Annotated in this window: 20 protein-coding genes; 10 read left to right on the top strand and 10 right to left on the bottom strand. The window is 35.2% G+C overall.

From position 1 onward, the window contains the following. Nucleotides 1-105: 105 nt before the first annotated feature. Nucleotides 106-354 (bottom strand): hypothetical protein, encoded by a 249-nt coding sequence (locus AC0ONG_RS02755; RefSeq protein ID WP_003276823.1) that lies wholly within the window; start codon nt 352-354, stop codon nt 106-108. Between AC0ONG_RS02755 and AC0ONG_RS02750 the strand changes: the two genes are divergently transcribed. Further along, nucleotides 239-622: an S-Ena type endospore appendage gene (locus AC0ONG_RS02750; RefSeq protein WP_223697876.1), complete on the top strand. Its 384-nt coding sequence runs from the start codon at nt 239-241 to the stop codon at nt 620-622. The genes AC0ONG_RS02755 and AC0ONG_RS02750 overlap by 116 nt on opposite strands. A 54-nt stretch (nt 623-676) precedes the next feature. Here AC0ONG_RS02750 and AC0ONG_RS02745 read toward each other — a convergent pair whose 3' ends face one another. The 4 genes from AC0ONG_RS02745 to AC0ONG_RS02730 form a co-directional block, all read right to left on the bottom strand. Then, nucleotides 677-1,021 (bottom strand): DUF3992 domain-containing protein, encoded by a 345-nt coding sequence (locus tag AC0ONG_RS02745; protein WP_000525819.1) that lies wholly within the window; start codon nt 1,019-1,021, stop codon nt 677-679. 20 nt (nt 1,022-1,041) lie between these two features. Further along, nucleotides 1,042-1,410, bottom strand: a complete 369-nt coding sequence (locus AC0ONG_RS02740) for a DUF3992 domain-containing protein (protein WP_001277542.1) — start codon at nt 1,408-1,410, stop codon at nt 1,042-1,044. A 98-nt stretch (nt 1,411-1,508) separates the two neighbouring features. Then, on the bottom strand, nt 1,509-2,114 hold the full coding sequence (locus AC0ONG_RS02735) for a DedA family protein (RefSeq protein ID WP_000435017.1): 606 nt from the start codon (nt 2,112-2,114) through the stop codon (nt 1,509-1,511). A gap of 11 nt (nt 2,115-2,125) precedes the next feature. Beyond that, nucleotides 2,126-2,407: a YkvA family protein gene (locus AC0ONG_RS02730; protein WP_000733844.1), complete on the bottom strand. Its 282-nt coding sequence runs from the start codon at nt 2,405-2,407 to the stop codon at nt 2,126-2,128. 351 nt (nt 2,408-2,758) lie between these two features. On the opposite strand from AC0ONG_RS02730, the gene ku reads away from it, so the two are divergent. Continuing rightward, a complete protein-coding gene (ku, locus tag AC0ONG_RS02725; protein ID WP_136996630.1) occupies nt 2,759-3,571 on the top strand; it encodes a non-homologous end joining protein Ku in 813 nt (270 codons plus the stop codon). An 18-nt stretch (nt 3,572-3,589) separates the two neighbouring features. Here ku and AC0ONG_RS02720 read toward each other — a convergent pair whose 3' ends face one another. Together AC0ONG_RS02720 and AC0ONG_RS02715 are read right to left on the bottom strand one after the other, a co-directional pair. After that, nucleotides 3,590-4,369, bottom strand: a complete 780-nt coding sequence (locus AC0ONG_RS02720; RefSeq protein WP_000440984.1) for a DUF2935 domain-containing protein — start codon at nt 4,367-4,369, stop codon at nt 3,590-3,592. Nucleotides 4,370-4,383: 14 nt separating this feature from the next. Continuing rightward, the gene (locus AC0ONG_RS02715; protein WP_003276813.1) at nt 4,384-4,752 is read right to left on the bottom strand and encodes a VOC family protein; all 369 of its coding nucleotides are present in this window, start codon (nt 4,750-4,752) and stop codon (nt 4,384-4,386) included. 93 nt (nt 4,753-4,845) lie between these two features. On the opposite strand from AC0ONG_RS02715, the gene AC0ONG_RS02710 reads away from it, so the two are divergent. The 4 genes from AC0ONG_RS02710 (at nt 4,846) to brnQ2 (ending at nt 7,450) form a co-directional block, all read left to right on the top strand. Next, nucleotides 4,846-5,061, top strand: a complete 216-nt coding sequence (locus AC0ONG_RS02710) for a spore coat associated protein CotJA (protein ID WP_001046257.1) — start codon at nt 4,846-4,848, stop codon at nt 5,059-5,061. Nucleotides 5,062-5,069: 8 nt separating this feature from the next. Further along, nucleotides 5,070-5,333 (top strand): spore coat protein CotJB, encoded by a 264-nt coding sequence (locus tag AC0ONG_RS02705; protein ID WP_000194492.1) that lies wholly within the window; start codon nt 5,070-5,072, stop codon nt 5,331-5,333. Nucleotides 5,334-5,345: 12 nt separating this feature from the next. Next, nucleotides 5,346-5,915, top strand: a complete 570-nt coding sequence (gene cotJC / locus AC0ONG_RS02700; protein ID WP_000265275.1) for a spore coat protein CotJC — start codon at nt 5,346-5,348, stop codon at nt 5,913-5,915. A 218-nt stretch (nt 5,916-6,133) separates the two neighbouring features. Further along, nucleotides 6,134-7,450 carry a branched-chain amino acid transport system II carrier protein BrnQ2 gene (gene brnQ2, locus AC0ONG_RS02695; RefSeq protein WP_001260941.1) on the top strand — a complete coding sequence of 439 codons (1,317 nt, stop codon included), beginning with the start codon at nt 6,134-6,136 and terminating at the stop codon, nt 7,448-7,450. Nucleotides 7,451-7,494: 44 nt separating this feature from the next. Here brnQ2 and AC0ONG_RS02690 read toward each other — a convergent pair whose 3' ends face one another. From AC0ONG_RS02690 to AC0ONG_RS02680, 3 genes are all read right to left on the bottom strand, one after another. Further along, on the bottom strand, nt 7,495-8,499 hold the full coding sequence (locus AC0ONG_RS02690; RefSeq protein WP_000266973.1) for an ABC transporter permease: 1,005 nt from the start codon (nt 8,497-8,499) through the stop codon (nt 7,495-7,497). A 1-nt stretch (nt 8,500) separates the two neighbouring features. Next, the gene (locus tag AC0ONG_RS02685) at nt 8,501-9,367 is read right to left on the bottom strand and encodes an ABC transporter permease subunit (protein ID WP_000239689.1); all 867 of its coding nucleotides are present in this window, start codon (nt 9,365-9,367) and stop codon (nt 8,501-8,503) included. 90 nt (nt 9,368-9,457) lie between these two features. Next, entirely contained in the window at nt 9,458-10,192 is a 735-nt protein-coding gene (locus tag AC0ONG_RS02680; RefSeq protein ID WP_000388716.1) for a YwaF family protein, read from the bottom strand. 211 nt (nt 10,193-10,403) lie between these two features. Between AC0ONG_RS02680 and AC0ONG_RS02675 the strand changes: the two genes are divergently transcribed. The 4 genes from AC0ONG_RS02675 to entC all read left to right on the top strand — a co-directional run bounded on the left by AC0ONG_RS02675 (nt 10,404) and on the right by entC (nt 15,190). Continuing rightward, on the top strand, nt 10,404-11,510 hold the full coding sequence (locus AC0ONG_RS02675; RefSeq protein WP_000728803.1) for an efflux RND transporter periplasmic adaptor subunit: 1,107 nt from the start codon (nt 10,404-10,406) through the stop codon (nt 11,508-11,510). Next, nucleotides 11,507-12,181 carry an ABC transporter ATP-binding protein gene (locus AC0ONG_RS02670; RefSeq protein WP_000609101.1) on the top strand — a complete coding sequence of 225 codons (675 nt, stop codon included), beginning with the start codon at nt 11,507-11,509 and terminating at the stop codon, nt 12,179-12,181. The genes AC0ONG_RS02675 and AC0ONG_RS02670 overlap by 4 nt, the downstream gene beginning before the upstream one ends. 26 nt (nt 12,182-12,207) lie before the next feature. Beyond that, on the top strand, nt 12,208-13,359 hold the full coding sequence (locus tag AC0ONG_RS02665) for an ABC transporter permease (protein WP_003309116.1): 1,152 nt from the start codon (nt 12,208-12,210) through the stop codon (nt 13,357-13,359). 457 nt (nt 13,360-13,816) lie between these two features. Further along, nucleotides 13,817-15,190 carry a cell wall-binding protein EntC gene (gene entC / locus AC0ONG_RS02660; RefSeq protein ID WP_000421984.1) on the top strand — a complete coding sequence of 458 codons (1,374 nt, stop codon included), beginning with the start codon at nt 13,817-13,819 and terminating at the stop codon, nt 15,188-15,190. The last annotated feature ends 12 nt before the right edge of the window (nt 15,191-15,202 follow it).

Below are 15,202 nucleotides of genomic sequence, written 5' to 3'. Positions count from 1 at the left end.
ACCTTTTGTCTAAAAGAGTCTGATCATTCTTTTCCTATGACTATTCACATATAATCTTTTCTATAACACTAATGATAAGTTAAGGTTTAAGCCTATTAGACAATCTTAATTTTTAATATTTCCTTCTTTTTTTAACACATCGGCCATGCTTTTACATTTAATAGTAGTAAAAGACCACTTAAAAGGAGGGGTTGTATTGAAGAATAAAAAAAATATCGGCTGTTTCGCTCCTTTATCTATTATTTGTCCAGCCCCTTGTCCACCGCCCCCTCCTCCAAATCCAAATTGCGAGCGAGTAACAAATGAATTTGCAGGGAATTTCCTTATAACTAATAACACCATTCCTTCTACCAAAGATGCATCACAATCAATGATACTGTGGCAAAGTGATGGGATACTACTTATATCAGGTACTGTTTCGGTTTACAATAGTACTAGCAGCACAGAATCAATTACAATTCAAATCGTTGGAGCCGCAACCAATATTTTCACTGTGTTTCCTGGTAATACAATATCGTACACAGGAAAAAACTTACAGTCAGTCAGTATTATCAATATAACAAGTAATCCTTCACTATATTTAGAAGGCAAGTACTGTTGCGAATTTACATGTTGCTTATAGAATACCAATTTCATTACTTTCTCAAAAAAAAGCATACCGTTCACGGTATGCTTTTTATGAGATTGGATAACGTACTGTAATACAAAACTCACCTTGATTAACAGTCGTTCCTGTCGTAGTAATTCGGACAGTAGTAAAATATCGGACAGTGAAAGTACCACTACTTTGTGGTTGTACAGTAATTGTATCAACTACTGTTGCCCCTACTAAAAAATCAACTGTAATCGGGTTGGCTCCCACATCGTATTTCACGTAACCTGAACCATATACTTCTTGCGTGATATTATTTGTATATACAATTTGAGTACCAGCACCTGTAATAGACCAGTCTGTACATACTTGGTCTTGCACAAGTGTTTTATTAGAACAACAAGACAAACTGGAACTTCTCATTCCCATTTTGAACCTCTCCTATTCTGCTATGAAAGTGGATAACGTGTTGTAATACAAAATTCTCCCTGATACGTTCCAGCAGGTGTTGCAGGTAACACAACTTGTATACTATCAAAGCGGCGATACGTAAAAGCAATACTCGTTCCTGGGTTTAATGTTTGTGTATCAATTGTACCCCCAGCAGAATCAAGTACCTCTACAGTAATTGGGCCTGGTCCAACATCATATTTAACAAAACCAGTACCAACTACGTTTTGGTTAATATTATTTGTATAGAGAACATTATCAATTGCTGTTGCAACTACAGTAGCAGACCACGGACTACACACTTTATCTTGCACATAATTTTTATCTGGACAACAAGTTAATGCTGACCCTGAGCACTCACAAGACATAGTTGTTTCCCCTCTCTCTTTTATATTCCCTATATGTGTATGTCCCTCAGAGTCTTTTGCCTGTACTATTCATCTATTTTCAAAAAATATTCAAATGACTAGATAGATTCCGTTTTATTTCTTTTCTTCATATATTTATAGACAAAGATACTAGCAACGATAAGAATAACGCCTCCTAATATCGGTAGCATATATTGCCCAACAACGTCCGCTGCTTTTTCCCAATGAGGACCTAATTTCATTCCAAAATAAACATATAAAGTCGTTAATGGGAACATTGCTACAAATGTATATATACTAAATTTCCATATGTTCATTTTCGCCATACCACACGGAACAGAAATAAGCGTTCGAACTCCTGGCACAAAGCGTCCAACAAATGCTACAACCGGTCCATATTTCTCAAAGAAATCATCTGCTTTTTGAATTTGTTCTTCTTTAATGAAGAAGTATTTCCCATATTTTATTAATAGAGGACGACCGCCGTAATAACCGAGTGCATATAACGTTAAAGGTCCTGTCGTTCCGCCGAGGGTTCCGGCTAGTACAGCAAGCCAAAAATTCATATCTCCCTCGTATACCCAATAACCAACCATGGGCAAAACTACTTCTGCTGGAATAAATTCAAACGTTAATGCTAACACAACTCCAAAATAAGAAAACTGCTTTAAAAACTCGATTATATCTAAAATAATTTGCTCCATATTTTTAACTCCTATCCTACGTTTACGTTATGCTTTTCTTGTAATTGAACTGGCGCCATTTTTACAATTCGGTTCAAAATAAATAACACAATTCCAATATCATCTAAAATACCGATAAACGGTAAGAAGTCTGGAATTAAATCGAGCGGCATCGCAACATAACCAACTAAAAACGCAATAGATAAAATTTTCTTCTTTATTGAAACCTCTTTTGAAGTGAAAAAGTCAAATAGAAATGGAACAAATCGGCGAACATGAAATACAACTCTTAATCTACTAATAAGTTTTTTCATTTTTATATCTCCTCTCTTTGTATACAAAAAGGACCCTACCAAACATGGTAAGGGTCCTAAAAAAGACAATAAGGGGCCTTTACCATTGCTGGTAAAGGTCTCACTAACAACGGAACGTTGCCAATAAAGCCGAGGGTTTCTCCCTGTAATGACGACTTTACTGTAATAAGTTACTCCCCTTTATAGACAATTTTATACACTCACATTAAAATATTTCGAAGGGCTTGTCAATATATTTTATATCTCAGGTTCTCCCGCTTACTCTTCACTAAAAAAGCAAATAAACGTATAGGAAATTTCTTACTATCTCATAATATACATAATCATTTGTAAGGAAAGGAGAGACTTCATTTGCATACCGTATGGAAAGGTGCACTCTCACTTGGATTATTAAATATAGGAATTAAACTATATAGTGCTGTAGAAGAAAACGATATAAAATTTTTAAGTCTCCATAAAGAATGCTTAACACCTATTAAATATAAAAAATTTGCTCCCGATTGCACGGATGAAGAAATCGATGATACAGATATTGTAAAAGCCTATGAATACGCACCTCATAAATACATTATTATAGATGAAAAAGAATTGGCTGAATTACAAAAAGCTCACGAACCACGCTCCATTCGTATTATATCTTTTGTCCAAAATAACGAAATCGATTCTGTTCTTTATGACCGTTCTTATTTTATAGGCCCTACCCCAGGACATGAAAAATCATATTTATTATTAAAAGAGGCTCTTGAACGTACAAATAAAATTGGGCTTATTCATATTTCTATTAGAAAAAAACAACATTTAGCTATTATCCGTAACTTTGAAGATGGGCTTATGTTACAAACTATTCACTATCCTAATGAAATTCGCGATATAACAAATACACCTAACTTACCAAGTAATGAAAATTATCCTATTCAAAAACAAGAACTCACAGCAGCAATTAATTTAATCCACCACCTTACAAATCCTTTTGAACAAGAAATGTATACAGATGAGTATAAAGAAGCACTTACCGAACTAATCGAAAACAAAATTGAACAACAGGAAAAAACCGAAACAATCTCTCCAACTCCAAACATCATCAATATTATGGAGACATTACAGGCAAGTATTGAACAAGCGAAAATAAAAAGAGAAAATAAAACAGAAAAAGAGGCCAAATAAAATTGGCCTCTTTTTTCTTTAAAGCGGATTACATTTTGGTATCTCAAGTCCAGATGATTGCGCTAATTTTAATAAGTAATAACATTCTTCTCTTGCCATATGATCCGCCATTCTAGCAGATAATGTACTTAATATTTCATTCGATAACTCTAGCTCTTCAACTTCATGGAGAAAATGTGAAAATAATTTTAACTCAAGTGAAACATCTTTTGTAAACTTCTTTAATGCAGGAAAATGATGAAGCTCTGTCCGTAAATACCCTGTCATCTCAACTGCCTTTAAGTAAAATTTTTCAAAGTGCTTCGTGAATTCTTCACTTTTCTCTTTTAATCTTTTTTCAACAAGATCTAGTCCACCAGAAATAGATCCTGCATGACCAGCCGCATCTGTTAACCAAACGAGGTGATAATGTAATTCATGAAAAACAGGCGGAACTTCTCCTTTCTTTAAAAATTCTAACACTGTTATATACTCTTCTACTTCGTTTACCATATGATTGATGAAAGTTGGCGTAAAATGAATAGTGATTTTTCCCTCGAGTTGTTTCTGTATAATACTTAATTTAAACATTCTTATTTCCTTTGCGGCTCGTTCTGCCTCTTTTGAAAATGTAATGAGATTCACATTATGTACTTTATTTAAAAGATTCGTAAATGTTTCAAGAAAATAAGCGGCCTTCTTTATATCCTCTTTTTCCTTCGGAGCTAATGCATCAAGTAAAAATTGCGAATGATCAGTAAGCACCTTTAGCCAAAATTGATGCTCAAACAACGCACTTTCTTCATAATTTCTCTCCACTAAATCCCCTCCTTTTATTCGGCCTTCTCTATCACTTGAAGTTTGTATCCATCTGGGTCTTGTACTACAATACTCTTCTCACTTTTGTTTTCCGTATATAAAATTTCATAAAACGCTAGCTTCTTTTTTAACTTCTCTATGTTAGAAATCGAAAATGTTAAACCATCGCATGAATTCGTAACACTCTTCTCTCTTCCTCCTAACATGCGATTCATAACAAAACTAATTCTCGTTGAATCGGCATCATACCAAACACCTGTAATATCTAATTGTGGTCTTTCTGAACTAGGTGTTATTCCTAAAATTCCTTCGTAAAAATACAGAGTTTCCTTTAAGTTCTTTACTTCTAACACAATTAAATTTTTTACATTCTCCACATTCATTCCCCCTGCACTTATTACTTTTTTATATGTGTCATAAAGGCCTATTATGTCTGAATACAATACGTAGTAATGAACATTTAAGGAGGTTTATTCGTGAATAAATATATGAGATCATTCGTGCCCTATCATAGTCCTCTCGATCCTTGTCCTCCTATCGGAAAAAAATATTATTCTACTCCTCCTAATTTATTTTTAGGCTTTCAACCGCCAAACTTACCGCAATTCACGCCAAAAGAAGCACTACAAAAAGGGACTTTATGGCCTGTTTTTTATGACTATTATGAAAATCCTTATAAAAAAGGGCGGTGACTACTGACGTGACTCAATCGCTACCAGAAGAATACTATCAGCTTTTACTGGAGCTTCAAGAACTGGACTTTGTACTAGTTGAACTCACTCTTTATTTAGATACACATCCAGATGACACCGCTGCGATTAATCAATTTAATGATTTTTCCTATAAACGGAGAGTATTAAAACAAAAGATGGAAGAAAAATACGGACCACTCCAACAGTTTGGAAACAGCTATTCTAATGCCCCTTGGGAATGGAGCAAAGGTCCTTGGCCATGGCAAATATAAAGGAGAGAAACTATGTGGATTTATGAAAAGAAATTACAATACCCAGTTAAAGTGGGAACTTGCAATCCAGCACTTGCAAAATTATTAATTGAGCAATACGGCGGTGCAGATGGCGAGTTAGCTGCTGCACTACGTTACTTAAATCAACGTTATACAATTCCTGATAAAGTCATTGGCCTTCTTACTGATATTGGCACAGAAGAATTTGCTCACCTTGAAATGATTGCTACGATGGTTTATAAGCTGACGAAAGATGCGACTCCTGAACAGATGAAGGCAGCTGGTCTTGACCCTCATTACGTCGACCATGACAGCGCTCTTCATTACCATAACGCTGCTGGTGTTCCATTTACTGCAACCTATATACAGGCTAAAGGTGATCCAATTGCCGATCTATACGAGGATATTGCAGCTGAAGAAAAAGCACGCGCAACATATCAATGGCTCATTAACTTATCAGATGATCCAGATATAAATGACAGCCTACGCTTTTTACGCGAACGAGAAATTGTCCATTCACAACGTTTCCGAGAAGCAGTTGAAATTTTAAAAGAAGAACGTGATAAAAAAATATTTTTTTAAAACATGTATCCTAGCGGTATGTGTTTTTTTATGTTAAAAGTTAAATCCTTCCTATTAAACATATAAATAGTATATTTATTCGATTTAATGCATTATTTTTTAATATTTTCAAAATTCCCTATTGCTTTCTAATCATCAGACCTTTAAAATAATAACAGTTACTCGACAAATTATTTGAATTTTCGACAAAAAATACTCATTAGGAGGATTTTCTTTATATGCGTACAACTTTAAAACCAGCGCAAATACTTTCGATTAGTTTATTACTATTCGCAGTTTTCTTCGGTGCTGGTAATATGATTTTCCCGCCCCTTCTTGGTCTTTCTTCCGGAGAAAATATGTGGGTTTCCATTACAGGGTTTATTATTACAGACGTCGGTTTATCTTTACTTGCTATCGTTGCTGTTGCCCTTGCTGGTGGTAGTTTTAACACTTTAGCGAGCCGTGTTCATCCAAAATTCGCAGCAGTATTCGCTATCATTATTTATCTTTCAATCGGCCCACTATTTGTTATTCCACGAACTGGATCTGTATCTTATGAAATTGGGATTGTACCACTTTTCCCAGATCAATGGTATTCTATGTTAGTTTTTAGTGCGATTTTCTTTACAGTCGTTTACTTCTTATCATTAAATCCATCCAAGCTAGTAGATCATATCGGTAAAATATTAACGCCAATTTTACTTGTAATTATTGCAATTATGGCAACAAAAGCGATTCTTTCACCAGGAACGTTTGCAGAACCTATCGGTGACTATAAAGACATCCCGTTTTTCAAAGGATTTCTTGAAGGATTTTTAACGTTAGATGCAATTGGGGCTCTCGTACTATCAACAATTGTTGTAAATGCAATTCGTCAAAATGGTATACAAGAGAAGAAATCTATCGCAAAATATACAATCATTTGCGGAAGTATCGCTGCTCTATTCTTAACAATTGTTTACTTCTTACTCGGTTATATTGGAGCTTCAAACGGAAACTTAGGACAATTCGAAAACGGTGGGCAGCTATTAGCTACTGTTATGTATCAATTCTTTGGGACAAGCGGTAATATTTTATTAAGTATCGCCATTATCTTCGCTTGTTTAACAACGGCAATTGGTGTTGTGAGTGCATTTGCAAATTACTTCACAACAGTGCTAACAAATGTTTCATACAAAAAGCTTGTACTATACGTTTGTATCTTTAGTTTCGTTATTTCAAACTTAGGATTAAGCTTATTAATTAAAATCACATTACCTGTATTAATTATTTTGTACCCAATTACGATCATTTTAGTTTTCGTATCATTTATCGATAAATATACGAAACGTAAACCTTCTGTCTACATTGGAGCGATGATCGCAGCGTTTATTATTAGCTGTATTCATGCACTTGATAATGTGGAAATGATACCAGATTTTATCGCTAATATCGTACACACCATTCCTTTTTATAACTTAGGAATTGGCTGGATCATTCCAGCAATAATCGGTGGTATAATTGGATACTTTATTCCGCAAACAGAAGCTGCAGGTGAAGTTTCTACAAAATAAAAAAAAGAAGCAAGCATGAAATCCATGCTTGCTTCTTTTTCTCTTCACATCGTATGTTTAAAAGTAAATAAATCTTCTTTTGACTGCACAACAGATTGTTCCGCTTCTACTACGTCCTTCTTTATCTCTCCTCCTAATCTTACTTTCAACATCGCCTCTTCTATACTTTTTACAATCATATTTCCTGAAAAAATAGTAAGTCCAAAAAATGTAATCGGAACGAGAGGGATCCACGGATTCACTGTTAATGATCTAAAATAGACTCCAATTAAGCCTGACCATTCATGTGTGTATGATTCTATTTCTTCTATCGGTCCTAAAAACTGAACTGTTCCGCCAAAGAATATTTCTAGTAACCCTAAGTGCAGTAAAATAGTAAGAGTTTGCGTAAACTGCTGAAAAAATACAAGTATAAACGTCATATAGAGATGCGGGAAAATATGCTTTATAACAATATGCCTTCTCGATCCACCTAATATGCACGCAGCTTCAATAAATTCTTCGGTTCTCAACTTACGGACTTCCTTCGCAACATACAGTGCAATAACTGGCATCACAAGCATTACAAGTAATAAAACTTGAAACGAAGCCCTTTCAAAAAAGGTTGTTGTTTCCTCTCCACTCCCAAATGCATTTGCAAAGTGAAGAAAAAAGTACGCAATCATAACTGTTGGAATAACTGTAAAACTATCAAAGAAAGCCTCAATTTTTGAAAACCCTCTTTTTACATATGTTCCAAGCACAACACCAAAAAACACACCTATCACCATTCTAAGTGCCGCAATTAAAATAGATATACCAATCGTCCACTTCGCACCTTCAATGACTAAATGTAACAGGTCGTATCCTTTCCGGTCTGTCCCGAGTAAAAATTGTAATGAAGGTGAAAACGGTGGCACTTGTGGATTTTCATCTGCATCATATTGCAATGTAACTTGCCTAATGTGTCCATCATTCCATAACGTATTTCCGATGCTCAAAAGAACTAATATGAGAAGAAAACCAATACTTATCCAAAATCTTTTATCGCGTTTTATATACATCCACATATTATAATCTCTCCTTCATCGCAGTTGGAATGAAATAATGAAACAGCTTGAATAAAATAAATATCGGGATATATATAAGCAGCATACTAACGATGAAAACCTCAACTCTAATACCCTCATACGATTTCAAAAACATAAAAATACCACCCGTATTAAAAATCCATTCTATAATATATAAATTAGATAACATAAAAAAGATATTCGTTTTCGCAAAGAATAATGTACTAAGCAACACATTTCGTAAAATATGACGATTTAAAATATGAAAACGCCCCAGCCCTTTCGCCTTAGCAAATAGTACATAATCTTTTTCTAGTTCATTTTCAAAACGAATCACTACCATTTTTACAAACATAATCGTAGTCGGGATGCTCAAACACAATATTGGCAACCCTCTAATCGACTCGCCTCCAATTGACGCAATTTGAAAAGGTAAAAAACCTGTTTGTTTAAAAAACCATAAAACTAAGATTTGTGATACTAAAATAAGAAGAATATCTGGAATGGATTCTAGGAAGATAAGAAATGATTTAATTCGATGTTGTATACGCGGTGAACTACTCATAATTACATAAACAATGCAAAATGCTACAAATAATGAAATGAAAAAAGCAGCCAAAAAAATAATAATCGTTTCTTTATAATGGACGAACAACTGTGGAAATAAAAATTTACCTCTCACATATTGCAAATTGGAAATATCCATTAAGTTCACAAACACTTCTTTTAAAGTCTGTATGTACTTTGATACATCCACCTTAAATCCATAAAATAATTTCGGCAAAGCCCCTAAAATAATAATCCCCAAAATCGAAATAAGAAATTGAATCGTCACTTCCATTCCATTTAGAAAAACTTTTTTGACCACATTTTCCCTTCTCTCTATATATAATTTACCCCCTAATTTTATTATTAATTTTCAGAATTGCAAATATTTTAAAGATAAAAAATCACTAGGCTATGATCCTAGTGATTCTTTATGCGCATGCCTCTCTCTTTTCGCAAACGGCATATACAAAGTGTAACATCCAATAAGCGCAGCTATTTCTAATGAAATAATATAGTAAGGATGCGGCCCTAACATATCGAGTAATGAAGCAGTTTCTGGCTTATGAGCTAAAAACATATAATTACCGCCTGTTTTGTAATTTACAAACGAAACAATCAGAATCAATATGTTTAAAAATATCATCGTACGTTTAATAGATTGTAATGTAGGACGATACCCTTCTACCCAAGTCATAAAGAGCGGTGCCCAAATGAGCAATACATGTGCGATGAAATATTCAATGAAACGAAAATGTGGAAAAGTATACTGCAAGTTCGGCGTTAAAATGGCTTGTGATGCACCAATAATTCCTGTAAAAAATACAATCTCATATATGCGGTAACTTTTCGTTACAATCATAATCGACGCTAATAATAAACTAATCGTACATAACTCAAACGGTAATGAAGTAGCTAGCTCAAAAATCCCCGCTTTCCACTCCCACATATAGAGCCCAATTTCACTACCTATAAATAAAAATGCAATCGCATATCGAACCGTTATATTCCACTCACTTTGACGCAATAAATCTTGGTATTGATACAGAAAAAATATCCCCACCAACATAATAAATAATATAAGGACGTGTTGTCTTGAGTATGGAATAAACGATTTTAATGGATGCGCACTAAAATAAGCTTCCATCTTCCTTCCTCCTCTCCTTCATACAATATTATTGTAAGAAAGAAACAACGAGTCAATTCATTTGCTTATACTAGGACAACCTCTACCTTACATTTACATATTCATACCTTACAAAACTGTAAGGTTATTGTAAGCTAAAACGATTTGTCAGATTCTTCACCTCTTCTATACTTAATGTAGATACTAAAACGAACGAAAAGGTGATAAATAGATGAAAAAGAAAAATAAAGTGTTAATTACTAGTGTAGTAGCAATTGGAATTGCAGCTGGATCATACTTTGCATTTGCTGGTGGTGGCGGTTCAGAAGTAGCAATGGCATATAGCGGATATAAAGTAACTGAAAAACAAATCCAAAACGCGCAAAAATTTGGTGGCGAAGTTATTCCAAACGGAATTGAAACTATTTCATTCGATCCAACAAAAGGAACATATGAATTAGCTGTAAAAAAAGGCGATGAAGTGAAAAAAGGTCAGCTTCTGTTTAAATACAATGACCCTACTGCTAAACAAGGTGTAACAGAAGCAGAAATGCAAAAGAAAATCGCACAAAAAGAAGTAACGTTGTTTCAAAAACAAATTGATGCAGCGAAACAAAAATTACAAAAAGATAAAAATGCAGGCCTTCCTTCTGAAGCATTAAAAGCATCAGAAGTTGAAGTTGGGCAATTAGAATCACAACTTGAAATGAAAAAGTTTGAAGTTGAAAAAGCTGATGAAATGATTAAAGCAGCAAAAGAAAAAGTAAACACACTTTCTGTAACAAGTCCTGCTGATGGCGTAATTGATGATATCGTGAAAACTGCTGACGAAAAAACAGGTATGAGCGGAATTACTCTTCGTCACGCTGGTCAATTCAAGGTAAAAGGTCAACTTTCTGAATATGAGCTTGCTAGTATGAAAGTTGGGCAAGAAGTAACTGTTTCCTCAAAAACTGTCGCTGGTAAGACTTGGACAGGAAAAGTAACAGAAATCGGTTCTACACCATTAAAGAGCATGGATGAAAATAAAACTGTTTCTAACTATCAATTCACTGTCACATTAGATAATAGTGACGAACTACAAAACGGCTTCCACGTATACGTAACAAGTAAATCTGGCGAAGCAACTGGTACAATTGTTCCGAAAAGCAGTATCGTGAAAAAAGGTGACAAAAATGTTGTCTTCGTTGTAAAAGACGGTAAAGCGAAAGAACAAGCAGTTACTGTTGAATTCGAGACTGATAGCGAATCAAAAGTTTCTGGAGTGAAAAAAGGAGAGGAAGTTATCTCTAAACCTGAAAAAGACTTAAAAGATGGTATGGAGGTTGTCGCCCAGTGATTAACTTAAAAGGCATCACGAAATCCTTCCAAAATGGTGCAGAATCCGTTCAAATATTACACGGAATTGACGTAACACTGAATCAAGGAGAATTCACTTCTATTATGGGACCTTCTGGTTCTGGTAAATCAACATTAATGAACATTATTGGTTGCTTAGATAAACCGACGACGGGTACGTACGAACTAGCTGGACAAAACATTTCAAACATGTCTGAAACAGAACTTGCACATGTTCGTAATAAAGAAATCGGATTCGTATTCCAAAACTTCATGTTATTACCGAGACTTACAGCACTTCAAAATGTAGAGCTACCTCTTATTTACGCTGGAGTTGATAAAAAAGAAAGACGCGAACGCTCATTAGCCGCTTTAACAAAAGTCGGTTTAGCTGATCGCGCTACTCACTTACCAAACGAATTATCCGGTGGTCAAAAGCAACGTGTCGCCGTTGCCCGCGCAATCGTAAATAACCCAAAATTCATTTTAGCCGATGAACCGACGGGAGCACTTGATACGAAAACAAGTACACAAATTATGGACCTCTTTTACGAATTAAATAAACAAGGCTCAACAATCATTATGATTACCCATGACCGTGAAATCGGGGAAGCTGCAGCACGTCAAATTGTAATTCGTGACGGAAATGTCGTCCAAGATTGGAGAGGTTAATTTTGAATACGAGTGAAAATATACGCATGGCCCTTTCCTCTATCTTTGCTCATAAAATGCGTTCCATCTTAACGATGCTAGGTATTATTATCGGTATTAGTGCCATTATTACTATCATTTCAATGGGTGATGGTACAAACGCAAAGTTTAAAAAAGAATTAGGCCAAGGAAAAGATAACGAAGTAACGATTTACTACAACAATCCTGATTACGGAACAGATAGTGCCAAAATCACACCTGATATGCTAAACCGTCTGCAAACTGTACCAGGCGTTAAAGATGTATATCCAGACGTAAGTATGAAAGTAAAAGCATCTGCTGGTTCAAAAGATGTAAATCTTGATTTAAAAGGTGGAACAGGCGCCTTTATGAAAGATTCGAAAATAAAATTAGTTCACGGTCGTGAATTAAATGACAGTGAACTAAACCAAGCAATCCCTGCTGTTATATTAAATGAAGAAGCTTTCAACAAATTATTTAGTGGTTGGGAATCAAACCAATACACAGATATAAAAGGAAAGCCTTATAAAATAGTCGGTGTATACGAAACGAAAAACGACTTTGGAATGCCTATGCCTGAAGGTTATACATCACTTGAAAATGCACCTGTAATTTCAGGAGTAAATGAGTATGACTCCGTAAGATTAACAATGACCTCTCCGACAGAACGTAAAAGTGTAGAAAAACAAGCCGTTTCTGTCTTAAACGAACTGAAAGCTCCTAAATTTGAGCACAAATTCGAAGCACAAGACTTAGGTGAATTTACGAAACAACTAGACGAATCAATCGGTATGATGAAAATGGTATTCGGTGGTATTGCTGCTATCTCCTTACTTGTTGGTGGTATCGGTGTAATGAACATCATGCTCGTATCTGTAACAGAACGTACACGTGAGATTGGTATTCGTAAAGCTCTTGGTGCAACACGTGGTAAAGTATTAACACAATTCTTAATCGAATCTTGTATTTTAACAGGACTTGGTGGTTTCATCGGATTCATGCTCGGTATTTTCTTCGCTTGGATCGTCTCAATCTTTGCTGGATGGCCACTCGTTGTCTCAAAAGAACTTGGACTTCTTGCAGTAGGTATTTCAATGCTGATCGGTATTGCATTCGGACTACTACCAGCTAACAAAGCTGCAAAACTTGATCCAATTGAATGTTTACGATATGAATAAACAAAAACGTAGGAGTTTACACTCCTGCGTTTTTTATTTACCTATTAAATCGAGTTTCTTCTATTATATAAGTTTCACGTTACAACTATCATTCTATTACTCTTCATTATTTATAGGTACTAAGGCTATTATCTAATCCTATTATTGCAAAAATACTATGTAACAGACGAAAATCAAGGCGTAATTTTTTCCATACATCGACTGATTTTGTAACAATTATATCGATATTTTATTAAATTTCACCTCGTTTATATGTTTTCACACCTAAAAACATTATCATTTCATAACTAATTTTTCATTCAAACAGTAAAATACATCATTCTTGTAACACTATAGACATTCAAGAGAAACATTACTGTAATATTATTAATATTACAGTAATTGAAATGCTACTCATTTTGTGTTTTATATGCCCTGATACGCCAAAAAACAACAAGGAAGCGCTATCAGGATATTTATGGAATTGTTACAGAATATTAATGCTCCGTTACGAAAGCTTTGTAATTATATGTTTTTCACAAATAAGAAAATAATGGTTGCTATAATGAGGACAACGAAAACAAATGCAATGGAGGCTATTATGAAAAAATTTATGGGTATAGCAACAGCAGCGGTTTTTGGTCTTGGGATTTTCACAACATCTGCTAAAGCAGAAACAATCGTAACGACTGACGTACTAAACGTACGAGAAAACCCAACTACTGAATCAAAAGTTGTAGGAAAATTATTAGATGGATATAAAGTAAATGTTTTACATACAGAAAATGGTTGGTCAAAAGTTCAATTGAATAGCGGTAAAGAAGCTTTCATAAGCGCTGACTATACAAAAGACACTTACTACGTAACAGCAAACGTATTAAACGTACGTGCTGGTGCAAACACAGATTCAGAGATTCTTGGTAAGTTGAAAAAAGATGATATAATCGAAACAACACACCAAGTACAAAATGATTGGATTCAATTTGAATATAACGGAAAAACAGCTTATGTTCATGTTCCTTACTTAACAGGTAAAGCTCCAATTAAAGTTCAGCCAGTAGTTAAAGTTGAAAAAACAACTACAGTTCAAGATACAGCTAAAGTTCGTGAAGCAGTTAAAGCTCAAGAAGTAGCTGAAACTCAAGCAAAAGCTAAGGCCGCGGAAGCAACTAAAGCTCGCGAAGCAGCTGAAGCTCAAGCAGAAGTTAAGGCTCAAGAAGCGGCTAAAGCTCGTGAAGCAGCTAAGGCTCAAGAAGCAGCTAAAGCTCAGGCAGATGCTGAAGCTCAAGCAGAAGCTAAAGCTCAAGAGGCGGCTAAAGCTCGTGAAGCAGCTAAAGCTCAAGCAGATGCTGAAGCTCAAGCAGCGGCTAAAGCTCAAGAAGCAGCTGAAGCTCGTGAAGCAGCTAAGGCTCAAGAAGCAGCTGAAGCTCGTGAAGCGGCTAAGGCTCAAGAAGCAGCTAAAGCTCGTGAAGCGGCTAAAGCTCAAAAACCAGCTACACAACAACCTGCTGCAAAAGAAACTGAAACAAGTACACCATCATCTTCTCGTGAGTTACGTGTTGTAGCAACAGCTTACACAGCAGATCCACTTGAAAATGGTTATAAAGCAGGCGACCAAGTAAAATCAGCTATGGGTCATAACTTAACAGCTAATCCAAACATGAAACTAATTGCAGTTGATCCAAGTGTCATTCCATTAGGTTCAAAAGTATGGGTTGAAGGTTACGGAGTAGCAATCGCTGGTGATACTGGTGGGGCTATTAAAGGTAATAAAATCGACGTTTTAATGCCAGATAAAGGCACATCAAGTAGCTGGGGACGTAAAACAGTTACAGTTAAAGTATTAAACTAGTTATAAAAAAGA

This window comes from Bacillus sp. TCT6, from assembly GCF_056033845.1.
This window is presented reverse-complemented; position numbering and strand designations above follow the sequence as displayed.

Bases quoted from the DNA above. Each gene is read 5' to 3' on its own strand.
- AC0ONG_RS02745 (WP_000525819.1), bottom strand. From the start codon at position 1,021: ATGGGAATGAGAAGTTCCAGTTTGTCTTGTTGTTCTAATAAAACACTT.
- AC0ONG_RS02740 (WP_001277542.1), bottom strand. From the start codon at position 1,410: ATGTCTTGTGAGTGCTCAGGGTCAGCATTAACTTGTTGTCCAGATAAA.
- AC0ONG_RS02735 (WP_000435017.1), bottom strand. From the start codon at position 2,114: ATGGAGCAAATTATTTTAGATATAATCGAGTTTTTAAAGCAGTTTTCT.
- AC0ONG_RS02730 (WP_000733844.1), bottom strand. From the start codon at position 2,407: ATGAAAAAACTTATTAGTAGATTAAGAGTTGTATTTCATGTTCGCCGA.
- AC0ONG_RS02715 (WP_003276813.1), bottom strand. From the start codon at position 4,752: ATGAATGTGGAGAATGTAAAAAATTTAATTGTGTTAGAAGTAAAGAAC.
- cotJC (WP_000265275.1), top strand. From the start codon at position 5,346: ATGTGGATTTATGAAAAGAAATTACAATACCCAGTTAAAGTGGGAACT.
- brnQ2 (WP_001260941.1), top strand. From the start codon at position 6,134: ATGCGTACAACTTTAAAACCAGCGCAAATACTTTCGATTAGTTTATTA.
- AC0ONG_RS02690 (WP_000266973.1), bottom strand. From the start codon at position 8,499: ATGTGGATGTATATAAAACGCGATAAAAGATTTTGGATAAGTATTGGT.
- AC0ONG_RS02680 (WP_000388716.1), bottom strand. From the start codon at position 10,192: ATGGAAGCTTATTTTAGTGCGCATCCATTAAAATCGTTTATTCCATAC.
- AC0ONG_RS02675 (WP_000728803.1), top strand. From the start codon at position 10,404: ATGAAAAAGAAAAATAAAGTGTTAATTACTAGTGTAGTAGCAATTGGA.
- AC0ONG_RS02665 (WP_003309116.1), top strand. From the start codon at position 12,208: ATGGCCCTTTCCTCTATCTTTGCTCATAAAATGCGTTCCATCTTAACG.
- entC (WP_000421984.1), top strand. From the start codon at position 13,817: ATGGAATTGTTACAGAATATTAATGCTCCGTTACGAAAGCTTTGTAAT.